This is a genomic window from Bradyrhizobium macuxiense (genome assembly GCF_001542415.1).
GTDB lineage: Bacteria > Pseudomonadota > Alphaproteobacteria > Rhizobiales > Xanthobacteraceae > Bradyrhizobium > Bradyrhizobium macuxiense.
This window is the reverse complement of the sequence record NZ_LNCU01000117.1, coordinates 24,836-42,267: the sequence shown is the minus strand read 5'-3', so window position 1 is coordinate 42,267 and position 17,432 is coordinate 24,836. Positions and strand designations below refer to the sequence as shown.

General features: G+C 63.9%; 15 protein-coding genes. 11 read left to right on the top strand and 4 right to left on the bottom strand.

Annotation, left to right across the window (positions count from 1 at the left end; all coding sequences use genetic code 11):
* A partial coding sequence (locus AS156_RS45350) for an acyl-CoA dehydrogenase family protein (RefSeq protein WP_430641833.1) occupies positions 1 to 186 on the bottom strand: 186 nt, incomplete at its 3' end.
* A 217-nt stretch (positions 187 to 403) separates the two neighbouring features.
* Between AS156_RS45350 and AS156_RS36115 the strand changes: the two genes are divergently transcribed.
* The 3 genes from AS156_RS36115 to AS156_RS36105 all read left to right on the top strand — a co-directional run bounded on the left by AS156_RS36115 (position 404) and on the right by AS156_RS36105 (position 4,341).
* Positions 404 to 1,945: an acyl-CoA synthetase gene (locus tag AS156_RS36115; RefSeq protein WP_066514390.1), complete on the top strand. Its 1,542-nt coding sequence runs from the start codon at positions 404 to 406 to the stop codon at positions 1,943 to 1,945.
* 129 nt (positions 1,946 to 2,074) lie between these two features.
* Positions 2,075 to 3,295: an ABC transporter substrate-binding protein gene (locus AS156_RS36110; protein ID WP_066514388.1), complete on the top strand. Its 1,221-nt coding sequence runs from the start codon at positions 2,075 to 2,077 to the stop codon at positions 3,293 to 3,295.
* Between the two features lie 335 nt (positions 3,296 to 3,630).
* Positions 3,631 to 4,341, top strand: a complete 711-nt coding sequence (locus tag AS156_RS36105; RefSeq protein WP_066514386.1) for a DUF1614 domain-containing protein — start codon at positions 3,631 to 3,633, stop codon at positions 4,339 to 4,341.
* Positions 4,342 to 4,364: 23 nt separating this feature from the next.
* Here AS156_RS36105 and AS156_RS36100 read toward each other — a convergent pair whose 3' ends face one another.
* Positions 4,365 to 5,135 carry a helix-turn-helix domain-containing protein gene (locus AS156_RS36100; RefSeq protein WP_066514384.1) on the bottom strand — a complete coding sequence of 257 codons (771 nt, stop codon included), beginning with the start codon at positions 5,133 to 5,135 and terminating at the stop codon, positions 4,365 to 4,367.
* A gap of 255 nt (positions 5,136 to 5,390) precedes the next feature.
* Between AS156_RS36100 and AS156_RS36095 the strand changes: the two genes are divergently transcribed.
* From AS156_RS36095 to AS156_RS36085, 3 genes are all read left to right on the top strand, one after another.
* Entirely contained in the window at positions 5,391 to 7,610 is a 2,220-nt protein-coding gene (locus AS156_RS36095) for a marine proteobacterial sortase target protein (RefSeq protein WP_430641834.1), read from the top strand.
* A 222-nt stretch (positions 7,611 to 7,832) separates the two neighbouring features.
* Entirely contained in the window at positions 7,833 to 8,402 is a 570-nt protein-coding gene (locus AS156_RS36090) for a class GN sortase (protein ID WP_066514379.1), read from the top strand.
* 170 nt (positions 8,403 to 8,572) lie between these two features.
* Positions 8,573 to 10,795, top strand: a complete 2,223-nt coding sequence (locus AS156_RS36085; RefSeq protein ID WP_066514376.1) for an acetate--CoA ligase family protein — start codon at positions 8,573 to 8,575, stop codon at positions 10,793 to 10,795.
* Between the two features lie 97 nt (positions 10,796 to 10,892).
* Here the strand turns inward: AS156_RS36085 and AS156_RS36080 are convergent, their stop codons facing one another.
* Positions 10,893 to 11,648, bottom strand: a complete 756-nt coding sequence (locus AS156_RS36080; protein ID WP_066514372.1) for a S1 family peptidase — start codon at positions 11,646 to 11,648, stop codon at positions 10,893 to 10,895.
* Positions 11,649 to 11,773: 125 nt separating this feature from the next.
* Between AS156_RS36080 and AS156_RS36075 the strand changes: the two genes are divergently transcribed.
* The 4 genes from AS156_RS36075 (at position 11,774) to AS156_RS36060 (ending at position 15,342) form a co-directional block, all read left to right on the top strand.
* The gene (locus AS156_RS36075; protein WP_066514370.1) at positions 11,774 to 12,406 is read left to right on the top strand and encodes an HAD-IA family hydrolase; all 633 of its coding nucleotides are present in this window, start codon (positions 11,774 to 11,776) and stop codon (positions 12,404 to 12,406) included.
* Positions 12,407 to 12,535: 129 nt separating this feature from the next.
* Positions 12,536 to 12,862: a hypothetical protein gene (locus AS156_RS36070; protein WP_066514366.1), complete on the top strand. Its 327-nt coding sequence runs from the start codon at positions 12,536 to 12,538 to the stop codon at positions 12,860 to 12,862.
* A 150-nt stretch (positions 12,863 to 13,012) separates the two neighbouring features.
* Complete coding sequence (locus AS156_RS36065) at positions 13,013 to 13,960, top strand: AAA family ATPase (RefSeq protein ID WP_066514364.1); 948 nt, start codon at positions 13,013 to 13,015, stop codon at positions 13,958 to 13,960.
* A 5-nt stretch (positions 13,961 to 13,965) separates the two neighbouring features.
* Positions 13,966 to 15,342 (top strand): vWA domain-containing protein, encoded by a 1,377-nt coding sequence (locus AS156_RS36060; RefSeq protein WP_066514360.1) that lies wholly within the window; start codon positions 13,966 to 13,968, stop codon positions 15,340 to 15,342.
* A gap of 11 nt (positions 15,343 to 15,353) precedes the next feature.
* On the opposite strand, the gene AS156_RS36055 is transcribed toward AS156_RS36060, so the two are convergent.
* The gene (locus AS156_RS36055; protein ID WP_066514357.1) at positions 15,354 to 15,890 is read right to left on the bottom strand and encodes a hypothetical protein; all 537 of its coding nucleotides are present in this window, start codon (positions 15,888 to 15,890) and stop codon (positions 15,354 to 15,356) included.
* A gap of 315 nt (positions 15,891 to 16,205) precedes the next feature.
* Here AS156_RS36055 and AS156_RS36050 point away from each other — a divergent pair, with 315 nt between their 5' ends.
* Positions 16,206 to 17,432 carry a T6SS phospholipase effector Tle1-like catalytic domain-containing protein gene (locus AS156_RS36050; protein ID WP_066514354.1) on the top strand — a complete coding sequence of 409 codons (1,227 nt, stop codon included), beginning with the start codon at positions 16,206 to 16,208 and terminating at the stop codon, positions 17,430 to 17,432.

Here is a 17,432-nt window from a genome sequence, read left to right as displayed (position 1 = left end):
CCCGCCATATTCCTCGGGGAAGCCGAGGCCGAGCAGCCCGATCTCGGAGGCCTTCGCATAGAGCTCGCGCGGAAACTCTCCCGCTTCGTCCCATCGATGGGCGTAGGGGTCGATCTCCTTGGCCACGAAGCGGCGCATCACCTCGCGAAAGGCCTCGTGTTCGCTGGTGTAGAACGGGTTTGCCATCCGCTTGCTCCGTTGATTCCCGCTTCCGACGATGTCCGGATTTCGCACCGCTAACTTGCGTCGAGTGGCTGCCCCGCCGGGACCCGGGGCGCGCCTCACCGTTCCCAGCCACTAAACGCAAGACAGTATCCCGATACGGCCCCTCCACTGCCGATCCATGCCATCAATTGGGCCAGGGACAGGCGGCGCAAGACTGCCGTTCCAGGAGGAGGGAAACGTGCCGGTTCGTTACTACGACTGGATCGTGCATCATTGCCGGCGCACGCCGGACAAGATCGCGCTTGTCGATCTCGCAAGTGGGCGTCGCTTTAACTATGCGCAGCTCGACGCGCGCGTGTCGCAGCTCGCCGGGCATTTGCGCGACCAGCTCAAGGTCTCAGCCGGCGACCGCGTCGCGGTGCTGGCGCTGAACACGACCGATACGCTGGAGGTGCAGTTCGCCTGCTTCCGGATCGGCGCGATCTTCCTGCCGCTCAACACCCGCCTCACCGTTCCGGAGTTGCACTACATCACCGGCGACGCCTCGCCTGTCGTGATGATCCACGACGACGATCTCGCCGAGACGGCGCTCGCGGTCGCAAAGCTCTGCAATGTCGCCTCGACGCTGCGGCTCGGTCCGGGCGGATCGTATGAGGCCGGGATCGCATCAGCCAGACCAGTCGAGCGGTTCGAGGAAGTCACGCTCGATGACATCTCGACCATCATGTACACCTCGGGCACGACCGGCCAACCCAAGGGCGCGATCATCACGCATGGGATGACGTTCTGGAACTGCGTCAATCTCGGCGGCCCGGCCTATATCTCGCCGTCCTCAGTGCTGCTCACGGTGCTACCGCTGTTCCACACCGGCGGGCTGAATTGCTACACCAACCCGGTGCTGCATTCCGGCGGCACGGTGCTGATCATGCGCGTGTTCGATCCAGCCGAGGCGCTCAGGCTGATCAGCGATCCCGCGCAGCGCATCAATGTATTCTTCGGCGTGCCCTCGATCTACCAGTTCATGGCGCAGCATGCGGCCTTCGCCACCTCGGACTTCAGCCGCCTGATCGTCGGCGGGGTTGGCGGCGCGCCGATGCCGGTGCCACTCCTGAAGACATGGGAGGCCCGCGGCGTGGCGCTGCAGCAGGGCTACGGCATGACCGAGACCTCGCCGGCCGTGATGGTGCTCGACCGCGAGGATGCCGCGCGCAAGGCCGGCTCATCCGGTAAGCCGGTGCTGCACACCGAAGTCAGAATCGTGCGGCCCGACGGCACTGATGCCGCGGTCGACGAACTCGGCGAGCTCTGGGTCAAGGGACCGAACATCACGCCGGGCTACTGGAACAGGCCGGACGCCAACGCCTCCTCCTTCACCGATGGCTGGCTGCGCACGGGCGATGCCACGCGGATGGACGCGGAAGGCTTCTACTACATCGTCGACCGCTGGAAGGACATGTACATCTCCGGCGGCGAGAACGTCTATCCGGCCGAGGTCGAGAGCGTGCTGCATCAACTTGCGGCAGTTGCCGAGGCCGCCGTGATCGGCATTCCGAACGAGCAATGGGGCGAGGTCGGCATGGCCGTGATCGCGGTGAAGCCCGGCCATTCGCTCAGCCCGGCGGAGATTCACACTCATTGCCAGGCCAATCTGGCGCGCTTCAAGTGCCCGCGCCTGATCGAATTCATCGATGCCCTGCCGCGGAATGCGACGGGCAAAATTCATAAGCCCACACTGCGGCAGCGGTTCAGTCAGCCGAAGCCGACCGATACTGCGGCGTGATCCCGGAAACGTGTGTAGCGCTTTCCCGGACGCGCCGAGACAAGGAGTTGCCCCGTAACCGTCTGCCGGGACCGGCTGCGGGTTTGTTGCGTAAGTCCCCAACCAAAATCAATCGAGGAAGATGCCTTTATGACAACCAAGAAACTGTCGCTGCTCGCGGCCGCCACGGCGCTCTGCCTGCTCTCCACCCAGGCCGCTTTCGCACAAAAGAAATACGACACCGGCGCCTCCGACACCGAGATCAAGATCGGCAATGTCGAGGCCTATAGCGGTCCGGCTTCCGCCTACGGCATCATCGGCAAGACCGAGGAAGCCTATTTCAAGATGATCAACGATCAGGGCGGCGTCAACGGCCGCAAGATCAACTGGATTTCCTATGACGACGGCTACTCGCCACCAAAGACAGTGGAGCAGATCCGCAAGCTGATCGAGAGCGACGAGGTGTTCCTGGTGTTCAACGCGCTGGGCACGCCGACCCAGACCGCGGTGCAGAAGTATCAGAACGCCAAGAAGGTGCCGCAGCTCTTCCTCGCCACTGGCGCCAGCAAATGGAACGATCCGAAGGAATTCCCGTGGACCATGGGCTTCCAGCCGAGCTATCGCGTCGAGGCGCGGATCTTCGGCAAATACATTCTAAAGGCCAAGCCGGACGCCAAGGTCGCGATTTTCTATGCCAATGACGATTTCGGCAAGGACTACCTGATCGGCCTCAAGGAAGTGCTCGACAAATCGAGCGCCAAGATCGTGGCCGAGGAAAGCTACGAGACCACCGAGCCGTCGATCGATTCCCACATCGTCAAGCTGAAGGACACCGGCGCCGACGTGTTCGTCAACATCTCGACGCCGAAGTTCGCGGCGCAGGCAATCAAGAAGATCGCCGAACTCGGCTGGAAGCCGATGCAGGTGATGACCGACGTCTCGCTCTCGATCGGCGCGGTGATGAAGCCCGCCGGCCTCGAGGCCTCTGAAGGCGTGCTGTCGGCCGGCTACCTCAAGGACGCGTCCGATCCGCAGTGGAAAGATGATGCGGGCATGAAGAAGTTCATGGCCTTCGCCGACAAGTACATGCCGGGCGCCAACCTCTCCGACGCCAACCTGGTCTACGGCTACGCTGCGGCGCAGACCATGGTGCAGGTGCTGAAGCAGTGCGGTGACAATCTCACGCGTGAAAACGTGATGAAGCAGGCCGCGAGCCTGAAGGACTTCGCGCCCGACACGCTGATCCCCGGCATCAAGATCAACACCAGCGCCACCGACTTCGCTCCGATCGAGCAGCTCCAGATGTGGCGCTTCAAGAGCGGGCAGTGGGAGCGGTTCGGCGACATCCTGAGCGCGGAAACCGGCGGCTAGAATTCCACGTCAGCCGAATCTCATAGTCGCGAAGCCGCCCATCCGGGCGGCTTCGTTGTTTCGGCCACTCTTAGTGACTTGAGCGACTCAAAGCCAGGTTGAATCGGCTTGGCGGCGCGAAACCCTCTCTCACCGTCACCCTGAGGAGCGCGCCCTTGCGCGCGTCTCGAAGGGCGACGGCCCAGCTCTCTCCAGCTCGCACATCGGGCCGTGCATCCTTCGAGGCTCGCTCCGCGAGCGCCTCAGGATGACGGGACTCACATCCGTCCTTGTGATCCTGTTCAAAATCCCCACCTTGCAAAGCAGGGCTGGGCCAAAACCGAACAGTCAAACCGATGGATTCGAACGTTCACTATCTGCCGCTGACGCCGGGGTTCTTTTCGATCCTGCTGTTCGTGGCCGTGGCGCTGGTGGTCCTGATCCAGCTTCGTATCCTGCGATACGCCTATATGCGGCTCGGGATCGGTCCCGGCGTCGCGCTGTTGCTGCTGTTCGGCTCGTTGATCGGCAGCTACTTCAACATCCCGATCACGGTGCTGCCCGGCCCGCCGGTGCGATCCGGTGAGATCGTCGATTTCTTCGGCATGCGCTACGTCGTGCCCTATGTGGTGTCGCCCAGCACGATCCTCGCCGTGAAGGTCGGCGGTGCGGTGATTCCGACCGTGATGTCGGCCTACCTCGTACTTCGCTATCAGCTCTGGATCAGGGCCGCGATCGCTACCGTCGTCATTGCAGCCATCATTCATGCCAGCGCAACGCCGGTGCAAGGAATGGGAATCGCGGTCCCGGTGTTCGTTCCGGTCATAGCAACCGCAATTCTCGCGCTGCTGCTGTCCCGTGAATACGCAGCCCCGCTCGCCTATATCGGCGGCTCGATGGGAACGCTGCTCGGCGCCGACCTCCTGAATCTCGACAAGATCGGCGGCCTCGGCGCGCCGATCGCCTCGATCGGCGGGGCCGGCACGTTCGATGGAATCTTCTTGACCGGTATTCTGGCCGTGCTGATCGCAGGCATCGCCGCGCCGCCGAGCCCACGGCCGGCATAGCCTCGCGTCCTCCGCAGGATGCTCTATGCCGGCAGGAAGATCGCAAACGGTTCGTCGATGGTCCGGCGCAAATGCTCGCGATAGACGTCGTAGTTCGGATCACCGGCCGACACCCGGCCGACGCTCGGGTTGGGCACGTTCTTCGCCGGCAGGTATGCGATCGGCGCCGCAATCGGCGTCAGCAGCGAGCCGCGGCCGGCGAGCAACGTGGTAATGATGCCGTACATCTCGCCGGTGATGCGCGGCCGCGACACCGTGATCAGGCGATGCTGGCCATGCCGGTTGGTGACGAGATAGACGAAGCCCGACTGGTTGGGAACGGCGACCTCGCCGAACTGCGTGTAGGTGGCATCGAGCCGTTCGCCCTCACGGAAGGTCAGCGATGCCGCCGCCGCGTCCCAGGCGATCTCGGTGCGATAGGCGTAGACCGCATCCTTCTCGCCGAATGACGGGCGCACCGTGACATAGACGCCCTCGATCCAGGTGACCGCGCGACGCGCATAGGCCCCTAACGCATCCGGCGCGATCTCACCGTTCGCCTCGATGACAGGGACAGGAGCGGTGGCCTCCGGCAGCTTGCGCAGGGAGACGCCGAGCGCCTGCTCCAGTCGCACCGTGGTTGCGAGCGTGAACGGGCGGCGCCCGCCGAGCACCTTTTCCAGGGTGGAAAGGCTGAGCTTCGCCTCTTCGGCCAGCGTCTGCCGCGAGATGCGGCGACGCGCGATTTCCTCCCTAATGGTCTCCGCCACCTGCCGGCTCTGCTCGGCGGAAAGCTGCTTGTCCGGCGTCGGCATCGAGTTCCCTTGCGCGATTCCCCAATCGATCGGCGCAGTCTAGCAGACCGCACAACCCATCACAAAACCGCACAAACCCGCCTCCTTCACCGGCGGATCGCGCCGGACGACGGCCGATTATTGCCGATCATTCTGCTCGCGCCAAAACGGCCGCTCTCCATGATTGCGAAGCAGCGAAAACCTCGCTCGGGAGTGACGAAAATGACGATCTACGAAGAATTCGAGAACAGCCGGCGGACGCGCCTGTCGCGCAAGATGCGGATCCTGCTGTTCTTCCTGGTGGAAGGTGTGGCCGCGCTGGTGATCGGCTTTGCGGCGCTTTTTCTGAGCTTTGATCCGGTCTGGTCGGCGGAGCAGCCGAAGCAGGCCGTGTTGCGGCCGGCGGATGCGCGCTCCGGCTCACTGCTGCTCAAGACCGACGACGGCTATTCTGACGCGACGCGGCTCGGCATCGATGTCGATCTCACGGTGTCCGGCCCGACCGTCCGCGCCCGCGTCACGCAGATCTTCCGCAACCCGACGCAGCAATGGATGGAGGCGACCTACGTCTACCCGCTGCCGGCCGGCAGCGCCGTCGACACGCTGAAGATGGTGGTCGGCAACCACGTCGTGGTCGGCGACATCAAGGAGCGACAGCAGGCCCGCGCCATCTACGAGCAGGCCAAGCAGAATGGTCAGAAGGCCGCGCTCACCGAACAGGAGCGGCCGAACATCTTCACCAATTCGGTCGCCAATATCGGCCCCGGCGAGACCGTGGTGGTGCAGATCGAATATCAGGAGCCGGTGCAGCAGAACGGCAACGAGTTCTCGTTGCGGGTGCCGATGGTGGTCGGCCCGCGCTACAATCCGAGGCCGGTGGTGCAGAGCGTCGACCTCCGCGCCGACGGCGGCGGCTGGGGCGCCGCCACGACCGATCCCGTCCCGGATCGCGATAGCATCTCGCCGCCGGTGCTCGACCCAGCCGAGGATGCCCCGGTCAATCCGACCAACATCACGGTGCGCCTCAACGCCGGTTTCCCGCTCGCCGAAGTGAAGAGCCCGTTCCACCAGGTCAAGATCGAGAGCCCGGACAGCAGCACTCGCGTCGTCAAGCTGGCTGAAGGCCCGGTGCCGGCAGATCGCGATTTCGAGCTGACCTGGAAACCTGCCGCCGAGAAGACACCGTCGGTCGGACTGTTCCGCGAGCATGTCGGAAATTCCGACTATCTGCTCGCCTTCGTCACCCCGCCCGCGGTCGAGCAGGCGCAACAGAAGCCGATGCCGCGCGAAGTGGTGTTCGTGATCGACAATTCCGGCTCGATGGGCGGCACCTCGATCGTCCAGGCCAAGGCGAGCCTGCTGTACGCGCTCGGCCGCCTGCAGCCGACCGATCGCTTCAACGTGATCCGCTTCGACGACACGATGGATGTGCTGTTCCCGACGCCGGTGGCTGCAACGAGCAGCAACATCGCCAATGCGACGTCATTCGTCAGCGCGCTGCAGGCGCGCGGCGGCACCGAGATGGTGCCGGCCATGCAGGCCGCGCTCGCCGACACCAACAGCGACGACGCCGGCTACATCCGGCAGGTCGTATTCCTGACAGACGGCGCCATCGGCAATGAGCAGCAATTGTTCGAGACCATCAGTGCGCAGCGCGGCCGCTCGCGGGTCTTCATGGTGGGTATCGGCTCGGCGCCCAACACCTATCTGATGACGCGCGCCGCCGAACTCGGCCGCGGCACCTTCACCCATATCGGGTCGGTCGAACAGGTTGAGGAGCGCATGCGCAGCCTGTTCGCCAAGCTGGAGAATCCGGCAGTGACCAATCTCTCCGCAAAGTTCTCCGAGGCAACGGCCGATCTCACCCCGTCGGCGATCCCGGACGTCTATCGCGATGAGCCGCTGGTGCTGGCCGCGAAACTCGACAAGCTCGCCGGCTCGGTCGAGATCAAGGGCCGCATCGGTGATCGTCCGTGGAGCGTGACGCTGCCGCTCGCGAATGCCGCCGAGGGCAAGGGCCTCTCGAAACTGTGGGCCCGCCGCAAAATCGCGGATGCGGAGGTTGCGCGCACCACCCGTCAGGTCAGCCTTGAGGAGGCCGACAAGACGATCCTGGCGCTCGCCCTCGAGCATCAGCTCGTGACGCGGCTCACCAGTCTCGTCGCGGTCGACAAGACGCCGAGCCGTCCCGAGAGCGAGCCGCTGCAGCTCGCCGAGCTGCCGCTCAACCTGCCCGCCGGCTGGGACTTCGCAAAAGTGTTCGGCGAACGGCCACGCGCACCGGTGGCTCCGACCGAACGCCGCGCCGATGCAGGCGATGGCAAGATGCAGCTTGCGGCGCTCAAGCGGCCGATGCCGGTGGTCACCGCGGCACCCACGATCCAGCTGCCGAAGACGGCGACCGATGCCGAGCTGAAGATGATCGCAGGCGTGATCCTGCTCACAGTCAGCCTGCTCATGCTGGTGTTCAACCGACGTCAAACGTCGCCCAACTGACGTCGGATGAAAGGAGGAGGTGTCCCCGACCTCCTCTTTCAAGAGCGCGCGCGGCCTCCACCCGTCCCCAAGGGCCGCGCGCGCCACTCTTTCCCAACCGTCATTGCGAGCGAAGCGAAGCAATCCATACCGCACACGGGGATAGATGGATTGCTTCGTCGCTTCAGCGCAAAATTGTTTGCAATTTTGTCGCGAGCTCCTCGCAATGACGCGGAGTCACGCATGCGCCGCCTCATGCCTCCCCTTATTTTCGCCCTCATCGGCCTGATCCTGTTCGGCCAGGGCGCCTACATCCACGCCAAGGCGCTGCTGGCGCAGCTGCTGCTGGAGCGCGCCTTCAAAGAGACCATTGCCACAGGACATCCGGTGAAGCCGTGGAGCTGGGCCGATACCTGGCCGGTGGCCCGGATCGCGGTGAAGCGTCTTCGTGCCTCCACGATCGCGCTCGCCGGCAGCAGCGGGCAGGCGCTGGCGTTCGGTCCGGGCCATGTCGAGCAGACGGTCGATGCCGGCGAGCGTGGCGTCGCGGTCTACTCCGCGCACCGCGACACCCATTTCCGCTTCCTCAAGGACGTCGCCATTGGCGACGAGATCGACATCACCCGAAGCGACGGCAAGACGTTCCGCTATCGGGCCGATGGAAGCTCTGTCGTCCGCTTCGATCGATCCGGGATCGATCCCGTGACGGACCGGTATGAACTGGTGCTGTCGACCTGCTGGCCATTCGACGCGCTGACATCGGGACCGGACCGCTATCTGCTGCACGCAACCCTGATCGAATCGGGTTCCTGATTTGACCCATGAATTTTGCGTATGCCGGGATATCGCGCGCGATGCCCTGATTTGCGCTGGCGTGAGTTGCCACCCCCCTCTTCCCTGCGCCATAAAAACGATGAAAATCGCGACCCGCGGCAATCGACCGTCGGCCAGAGGAAACAAAGGCAAGGATAAGGGCAGGCTCCATGGAAGCTCTCGCAAGCACAGCGTCTCATCCGTCCCACAAATGGACGCCGCCCACCGATGCCAGCGACATCGTCAAGAGCATTCATGCGATGCTGCACCCGCGCAACATCGTGCTGGTCGGCGCCACGGACAAGCCCGGCAACTATGCCGAGCGGATCTGGAATAACCTGATCAAGTACAAATATGCCGGTGGCCTGTTCCCGATCAACGCCAAGCGCGAAGCGATCTGGGGCGTCACCTGCTACAAGGACTTTGCCAGCCTTCCCGAGAGGCCTGATCACGTGCTGGTGCTGGTGCCGGCGCGCTTTGCCGTGCAGGTGATCCGCGATGCGGCCGCCGCCGGCGCGCGTTCGGCGACCATTGTCACCTCTGGATTCAGCGAGTTGCAGGATGAGGAGAGCCAGCGGCTCGCGGTCGAGCTGAAGCAGGCGATCAAGGAGACCGGGCTTGCCGTCACCGGCCCGAACTGCCTCGGCAATCTGAGCGCCGGCGAGAACCTGTTCACCAACATCGACGACCGCATCGTCACCATGGAGCCCGGTGCGGTCGCCGTCGCCGGCCAGTCGGGAGCGATCGTGATGGCGATCCGTCAGGCGCTGGAGGATCGCGGCGTCGGCGTCGGTTACATGGTGACGACGGGCAACGAGGCCGGGCTCGAGACGCCCGACCTGATGGCCTATTTCGCCGCCGATCCGAGCATCCGCGTCATCGTGGTCTATCTCGAGGGTGTCCGGAACACGAAGGGATTCCGCGACGCCTGCAAGGCCGCGCGCGCCGCCGGCAAGCCGGTGATCGCGCTCAAGCTCGGCGCTTCCGAGGGCGGCCGGGCCGCCGCGATGGCGCACACCGGCGCGCTGGCCGGCTCGATCGAGACGTTCGATGCGATCTCGACCCGCGAAGGTGTGATCCGCGTGCGCGGGCTGGACGAACTGATCGAAACAACGGAATGCTTCGTTCATGCCGATCCGCCGAAGGGCAATCGTCTCGCGGCGGTGTCGCTGTCCGGCGGCAAGCGCGGCCTGCTGATCGACGCCTTCTACTCCGCCGGCCTGAACTTCGCGCCGCTGAGCCCGAATGCCAGCGAGCAACTGGCAAAAATGCTCGGTCCCGGCAGCATCGTCGGCAACCCGCTCGATGCAGGCTTCGCCGCGGTGGTCGATCCCTCCGTCTACATGAAGTCAATCGAAATCATGATCGACGATCCCGACACCGACATCGTCATCATCGATGCCGAGCTGCCGAAGGCGCCGCATGAATTGCGCGAGCGCAACCTGCGCATCGTCAATGATATGGCAGCGCAGGCCAACAAGCCGGTGATCTATATCAGCGCGATGTCGATCGGCTTCACCGAATTCACCAAGGGTCTGCGCAAGACCCTGCCTGATATCGCGGTGCTGCAGGGGCTCGACCGCGCCGTCGGCGCGATCAAGTCGCTGATCGAGTACGCCGGCCTGCGCAAGGAAGTGCCCGACATCGTGTCGAGCTCGAAGGCTTCGGCCCGCGCCCTGCTGGAGAAGTCTCTGAAGGCCGCCAATGGCGCCGCCGCACTCGACGAGGTCGCCTCGAAGACGCTGCTCAAGGCCTACGGCATTCCGATCTCGAAGGAAGAGGTCGCTCAGACTGCGGCTGAAGCCGTGAAGATCGCGAAGACAATCGGCTTTCCGGTGGTCGCGAAGGTGGTCAGCCCTGATATCCTGCACAAGTCGGACATCGGCGGCGTCGTGCTGAACCTCAACAGCGCGGCGGAGGTGAAGAAAGCCTTCAACGACATTACCGTGCGGGTGAAGAAGCTCAAGGGCAAGCCGAAGCTCGAAGGCATTCTGATCGCGCAGCAGGTCAAGGCCGACCTCGAACTCGTGGTCGGTGCTTCGCTCGATGCCGAGATGGGACCTGTGGTGCTGTTCGGCACCGGCGGCGTCGACATCGAGCTGATGAAGGACGTCGCGCTCGCCGGTGCACCACTTGATGCGGCCGAGGCGAAAGAGCTGATCGCGAGGACCAAGGCCGGCGTCAAGCTGAAGGGCTATCGCGGCAAGCCCGCGTTGCACGAAGCGTCGGCAGTGAAGGCGCTGGTCGGCCTCTCCAACCTGATGGCGGATGCCGGCAACCGCATCGCCTCGATCGACGTCAACCCGTTCCTGATCAACACCAAGCTCGGCGTCGCGGTCGACGGCCTGATCGTGCTGAACAATGCTGCCGCGAAGAAGGCGGCCGAGCATTGATCTTCACTCGTCATGCGCGGGCTTGACCCGCGCATCCATCAAAAAACGAATCTCTTGCGATAGATCGCCGGGTCAAGCCCGGCGATGACAATCGTCGTTAAAACGACGCACCCCATTGCCGCGCGGTCTGCATCACCCAGTCGCGATACAGCGTCAGCGGCGTCACGCCGGTGATGCCGCCGCAGCCGGCGGTGCCGTTCGGTCCCGTCGACCAGCTCACCACGCCGACGATCGCGGGGCCGCCCTGCTTGTCCTCGAATACAGGTGCGCCGGAATCGCCGGTGCAGGCGCCCAATCCATCACGCGTGCCCTGCCCGACCGGATCGACGAGGCGGATCTGCAGCGTGCCGGGCTTGCCGCTCGCGACCAGGCCGGCAACGCGGATGGTGCCGCCGCTCTTGCCGTCGCCGCGCACGGTGACACCGACGCCTGCGATGGTGAAACGGCCGCCGACCTGGATCGGGATGTTGGGCATGCCGAGCGCAGCCGATGCCTTGCCTGCGACCGGCGCCGCAAGCTGCAGCAGCGCGACGTCGGCAGTTGCGACGTGATTCATCATCGCCTGCATCCGGAAGCCGGGATGGATCGCGACCGTCTTCACATCCTGCAGCTTGGGCTGCCGGTCCGGACCATAATCGACGATCTTGTAGTCGGCGCCGGGCTGCACGCAATGCGCCGCAGTCAGCACCACCTTCGGCGTGATCAGTGCGCCGGAGCAGAAATTGCCGCGCGAGCCGACGATGGTGACGACGGAGCGCGCAACGCCGTCCGTCGACGGTGCACCACCACCGACGATGGCGAATGCAGGAGAAGACACGAGCGACACTACGGCCGCGAGGATCAGGCGACGCATTTCCAAACGTATTTCCATGTCGCAGCAATAGCCCGCTCGGCGCGGATCGCCAAGCGCCGGTTCAGGCTGGTTCTGCCTCGCAATTCGTGTTAGCCGCTCCCTGACAAGGACAGGGCAGGAAAGCGATGATTGAAGCGGTGATCTGGGATTTCGGCGGCGTGTTGACCACCTCGCCGTTCGAGGCGTTCGCGCGCTATGAGACCGAGCGCGGGTTGCCGATCGACATCATCCGCCGCACCAACGCCGCCAATCATCTCGAGAACGCCTGGGCCAAGTTCGAGCGCGCCGAGATCGATATCGACGCCTTCGACAACCAGTTCGCCGTGGAATCGAAAGCGCTCGGCGCCGAGGTGCGCGGCAAGGATGTGCTGCCGCTGCTCTCCGGCGACCTGCGCCCCGAAATGGTCGAAGCGCTGAAACGCATCAAGGCCAAGTTCAAGACGGGCTGCATCACCAACAATCTGCCGTCGAACGCGATCGGCAGCCACAGCGGCCGCACACTCTATGTCGCCGAGGTGATGGCGCTGTTCGACCACGTTATCGAGTCCGCCAAGATCGGCCTGCGCAAGCCCGATCCACGCATCTACCGGATGATGGTGGAGACGCTGCAGGTGAACCCGAAGAACTGCGTCTATCTCGACGATCTCGGCGTCAACCTGAAGCCGGCGCGCGAGATGGGCATGACCACGATCAAGGTGCTGAACGCCCCGCAGGCGATCGGCGAGCTCGAGGCCGCGACCGGCCTCACGCTGAGGTGAAGCGCGCTTCGCACGCATTCACGCGGCATTCAGGCGGTCGCCTCTAATTGTCAGCCTCCTTTCCTGGTCTGGGCACGAGCTTCGGACAACCGGTTTCCACTTGTCCGGGGCGTGCTCGTGGAGGCATCCATGAAACGTCTTGTCGTCGCTCTCGTCTCAGTCGGCTCGCTGCTGTTCTCGGTCGCGGCCATAGCGCAGTCCACGCCAGGTGCGGCCCCGGCCGCTCCCGCGCCGGCAGCCGCCCCTGCACAGGACAACAATGCGGCGGCCGCACCCGTGCCCGGTGCGAAGCGCGCGGCCTGCCAAGGCTCCACGCACGCCCTCAAGGGCCAGGACAAGCGCGACCAGATGCAGCTTTGCATGGCGCAAGCGCGGATCGATTGCCTGAAGCAGGCCATCGATCAGAAGATCACCGGCCCCCAGCGCAAGGATTTCGTGAAGAGCTGCGCGAGCTGACCGCGGCCACTTCGCCGGAGTATTGCGCTCGGCGGAATACCGGGAACCATGCGCTAAGCCCGAGCCGTTGCGAGCCAAACGAGCCTTGTGCTTTGCCCGCAACGGGGGCAGAACAGGTCCGAGTTCTAGGCAAATTCGGAGCTGATCCTCGTGGCTGACACTAGGCCCACCGCCTCGATCGAGGCCGTGGAAAGCGGCCTCGCCGCGCAAGGCTATATTGCAAGCCGGCAGATCGCGACCGCGGTCTATCTGTCGCAGCAGATCGAGAAGCCGATCCTGGTCGAAGGCCCCGCCGGCGTCGGCAAGACCGAGCTCGCCAAGGCAATCGCCGCGTGGCGCGGCATGAAGATGATCCGCCTGCAGTGCTATGAAGGCCTCGACGAGGCCAAGGCGCTGTATGAGTGGAAATACGCAAAGCAGCTGCTCTACACCCAGATCCTAAAGGACAAGCTCGGCGAGGTGCTCGGCGGCGCGCAGACGCTGCACGCCGCGCTCGACCAGCTCCACACCTTCGGCGACGTGTTCTTCTCCAAGGAGTTCGTCGAGCCGCGCCCGCTGTTGCAGGCACTGGAGCAGCCCGCCGGCTGCGTGCTGCTGATCGACGAGATCGACAAGTCCGACGCGGAGTTCGAATCGCTGCTGCTGGAGATCCTGTCGGACTTCCAGGTGACGATCCCCGAGCTCGGCACCGTATCGGCGGTCGCGCCGCCGACCGTGATCCTGACCTCGAACAGCGAGCGCGATCTCGGCGACGCCTTGAAGCGGCGCTGCCTGCATCTGCATATCGGCTTCCCCGAGCAGAGGCTGGAGGAGCGCATCGTCGAGAGCCGCGTGCCCGGCATCTCGCAGACGCTGCGCAAGCAGATGGTCGGCTTCATCCATGAGATCCGCAGCCTCGACCTGAAGAAGCTGCCCTCGGTCAGCGAGGCGATCGACTGGGCGCGCGTGCTGGTGCTGCTGGAGGCGAACGAGCTCAATCATGAGATCGTCAAGGACACGCTCAACGTGCTCCTGAAATACGAGGCCGATATCGAGGCCGCGACGCCGCAGATCTCGACCTTCATCGCCAAGGCGTCGCGTCAAGGCGTGTTCAGCTAGGTCAGATGCGCGAGAACCTGCATCGCTTCTTTCGTGCGGCGCGGGGAGCCGGAGTCCGGGTCTCGCCCGCCGAAAGCATCGATGCAATGCGCGCGGTCTCCAAGGTCGGCTTTGCCGACCGTGCGATCCTGCGCGACACCTTCCTGCTGACGCTGGCCAAGACGCAGGACGAGAAGCGCGCGCTCGGCGATTGCTTCGATCTGTTCTTCAGCCAACCCGAACCGCAGCAGGACACTGCCGAGCAGCAGAAGACGGACGACGCCGACAAATCCGGTGCCAATCCATCGGCCGATGCCCATGGCGACACGAGCGGCGGAGCCCCGAACGAAAATATCGGACCGCTGGCGCAGATGCTGCTGTCGCAGGATCGCAGCGCGATCTCGGCCGCGATCGCCAATGCCTCGGGCGCGGCATCGCTGCCCGACATCCGCTACTTCACCCAGCGTGGCATTTTCCAGACCCGCATCCTCGACGCGATGGGCATTCAGCGCCTGCGCGACGACATCGACAATCTGACCGCAAGCAATCCCGCGCTCGCCGAACGGCTGCAGGAGGCGCTCAACGGCTTGCGCGGCACCGTTCGCGATACCGTCTCGCAGGCGCTGTTGCTCTACGGGCGCGAAGAGACGGAGAACCTGCGCAACGAGATCCTGCGCAATGCCCCGCTGGCGCGGATCGAGCCGCGTCAGGTCGAGCAGATGCGCACGCTGATCCGGCAGATCGCGCGCCGCCTGCGTGAGCGCTATTCCAAGCCGCGCAAGCGCCAGCGCCGCGGCCATCTCGACGTCCGCCGTACGCTGCGGCGGAACGCAGCCTGGGGCGGCATCCCCTTCCTGACCGCCTGGAAGCGCAAGCACCGCGACCGGCCGAAGATCGTGGCGCTGTGCGACGTCTCCGGCTCGGTCGCGCGTGTCTCGGACTTCTTCCTGCTTTTGATCCATAGCCTGCACGAGGTCGTCGACGACGTTCGCTCGTTCGCCTTCTCCGGCAATCTGATCGAGGTCAGCGACATCCTCGAATCCAAATCGCCGGAAGAGGCGATGAAGGAGATCATGGCCAAGGTCGGCTTCGGCTCGTCCGACTACGGCAATTCATTCGCTGATTTCGAGGACGAATGGATGAACACGATCACGCCGCAGACCACGGTGATCGTGCTTGGCGACGCCCGCAGCAACAATCTCGATCCGCGCGCCGACATCCTGCGCCGCATCGGAGAACGCTCCAAGCGGCTGGTGTGGCTCAACCCCGAGGGCCGCATGACCTGGGGTTTCGGCGACTCGGAAATGCCGCGCTACGCGACCTTCTGCACCGTGGTGCGCCAATGCGCCACCGCACAACAGCTCGAACGTGTCGTCTCCGACATCGTGGCCACGTATCAGTAAACGTTGATCGTCTAGAGCGTGGTGTCCAACGGCAGCCAGGCGCGGAATATCCATCCCGCGAACGAGATCAGCGTCAGCGCGATCGCAGCAGAGATACTCACGAACTTGATCGTCGTGATCGCCTTCAACATCGAGACCGTCTGCGTCGCCTCTTTCGGATCGCCGCGCAGGAGCAGCCACGCCAACAGGCAATCCTCGATCAGGTCGCTGAGGAGATACACCGCCGGCAACAGCAGGCCGAGCCATTCAAGGGACGGATAGAGCTGCTTGATCCAGTGCGCCGACGCTGCGCCCATTGAGCCCGCGAGCGCCAGCATGACGATCAGGTCGAGCGGGAACAGGATCGGACAAACATACTTCAGCCGAAGATCGGATTGGACGAGTTCGCCGAGCTGGGCGCCGGTGTAGCTCAGCGTCTTTTCGGGAAAGCGGGCGCGAAATCGCTTGGCGAAGACCCGGTCTGAATACTTGCCGACCGACCAGAACAGGACGAAGGCAACCACGACCAGGGCAGCGAGGATGACCGTTACGCGGGCTTCATGGCTCATGCCGGTCCGTCCAGGTCCAGGAACGCACCACGGAAACGCGCCGGCGAATGTTCGCGTGCACTGGACAGTCCTCAAATAGTCGAAAGTATAGACTCAATATAGCCTCTGTCAGATTTCCATCTTTTCCGTAACGCTGCAATTGAATTCCGCTGATGGCCACAAGCGAGCGACGTGCGGCCGGGCAATGGAGCTGTCCATTTCAAACGAGCAACCTTCACCCCGCGCACACACAATAATTCTCAATTAGAGATTGAATCCCGGTCCCATTTTGCCTACATAGACGCATTCATTTCACGGCGACCGCAGGGGCTACGGATGCCGAAAGATATTGTGATTTGTTGCGACGGCACCGGCAACGAGATCGGCGCCAATATTTCCAACGTTCTGAAGCTGTTTCGCGTGACCGAGAAGAACGACCGGCAGCGGATCTACTATCATCCCGGTCTCGGCACGATCGGCCTGCAGAACGCCTGGGGCCGCTTCAAGCAGCAGGTGCGCGGCGTGCTCGGGCTTGCCACCGGCGCCGGCCTCGACGAGGACACGCTCGGCGCCTACCTGTTTTTGTGCCGGGCCTGCGAGCCGGGCGACCGGGTCTGGCTGTTCGGCTTCAGCCGTGGTGCCTACACCGTGCGGGTGCTGGCCGCCTTCATCCATGTGATGGGCCTATTGCCGGTCGACCAGCTCGACCTCGCCGGCTACGCATTCAGCTCCTATAAGAAGGCCAGTTCGGACAGCCAGAAATCCGACGGCAGCTTCGACCTGGAGCCCCTCAAAGAGGCCTGGCACTTCAGTCAGATCGCCGGCGGGCGCAATATCGACATCGAGTTCATCGGGGTCTGGGATACGGTTGCCTCGATTATCGTGCCCCGGCAGGACAACTTCCTGTTCGACCTGCAGACGCTGCTGTTCACCCGCACCAATTCAAGCGTCAAGCGCTTCCGCCAGGCGATCTCGATCGACGAGCGGCGGCGCATGTTTCGCCTCAACCGCTGGATCGACCCGCAGAAATACCGGTCGAATCCCTTCGATCCATCAACGGAAGTGGATCAGGACATCCGTCAGGTCTGGTTCGCAGGCTGTCACTCCGACGTCGGCGGCGGCTATCCGGAGACCCAAAGCGGGCCGTCAAAGTTTCCGCTGATATGGATGCTTGTGCAGGCCCAAGCCGCCGGGCTCGGCACGGACCAGGCGTTGATCAATCATCTCGCCTGGGGCCAGCCGCTGCCGCCACACAAGCACGACTATGTGCCGCCGAGCGCGACGGCCCCGCTGCACAATTCGCTGACAGCGGCCTGGGAATTCCTGGAGTGGATTCCGAAAAGCGACAAATGGAAGGAATGGCCCGCGCGAAAATCCTTCCTCGGCTTCTATCTGCCGCTCGGCGAGCCGCGGCTGATCCCTGAAGGAGCCACCATCCATGCCTCTGTGCTGGAGCGCATGGAGAAGGATCCGACCTACAAGCCGATCAATCTGCCGAAAACCTACAAGGTCGAGCCGCTGACGCCGCCACCAGCGGCACCCGCACCACCACCTGTTACCTGA

Bases quoted from the DNA above. Each gene is read 5' to 3' on its own strand.
- AS156_RS36110 (WP_066514388.1), top strand. From the start codon at position 2,075: ATGACAACCAAGAAACTGTCGCTGCTCGCGGCCGCCACGGCGCTCTGC.
- AS156_RS36105 (WP_066514386.1), top strand. From the start codon at position 3,631: ATGGATTCGAACGTTCACTATCTGCCGCTGACGCCGGGGTTCTTTTCG.
- AS156_RS36100 (WP_066514384.1), bottom strand. From the start codon at position 5,135: ATGCCGACGCCGGACAAGCAGCTTTCCGCCGAGCAGAGCCGGCAGGTG.
- AS156_RS36095 (WP_430641834.1), top strand. From the start codon at position 5,391: ATGCGGATCCTGCTGTTCTTCCTGGTGGAAGGTGTGGCCGCGCTGGTG.
- AS156_RS36090 (WP_066514379.1), top strand. From the start codon at position 7,833: ATGCGCCGCCTCATGCCTCCCCTTATTTTCGCCCTCATCGGCCTGATC.
- AS156_RS36085 (WP_066514376.1), top strand. From the start codon at position 8,573: ATGGAAGCTCTCGCAAGCACAGCGTCTCATCCGTCCCACAAATGGACG.
- AS156_RS36080 (WP_066514372.1), bottom strand. From the start codon at position 11,648: ATGCGTCGCCTGATCCTCGCGGCCGTAGTGTCGCTCGTGTCTTCTCCT.
- AS156_RS36075 (WP_066514370.1), top strand. From the start codon at position 11,774: ATGATTGAAGCGGTGATCTGGGATTTCGGCGGCGTGTTGACCACCTCG.
- AS156_RS36070 (WP_066514366.1), top strand. From the start codon at position 12,536: ATGAAACGTCTTGTCGTCGCTCTCGTCTCAGTCGGCTCGCTGCTGTTC.
- AS156_RS36060 (WP_066514360.1), top strand. From the start codon at position 13,966: ATGCGCGAGAACCTGCATCGCTTCTTTCGTGCGGCGCGGGGAGCCGGA.
- AS156_RS36055 (WP_066514357.1), bottom strand. From the start codon at position 15,890: ATGAGCCATGAAGCCCGCGTAACGGTCATCCTCGCTGCCCTGGTCGTG.
- AS156_RS36050 (WP_066514354.1), top strand. From the start codon at position 16,206: ATGCCGAAAGATATTGTGATTTGTTGCGACGGCACCGGCAACGAGATC.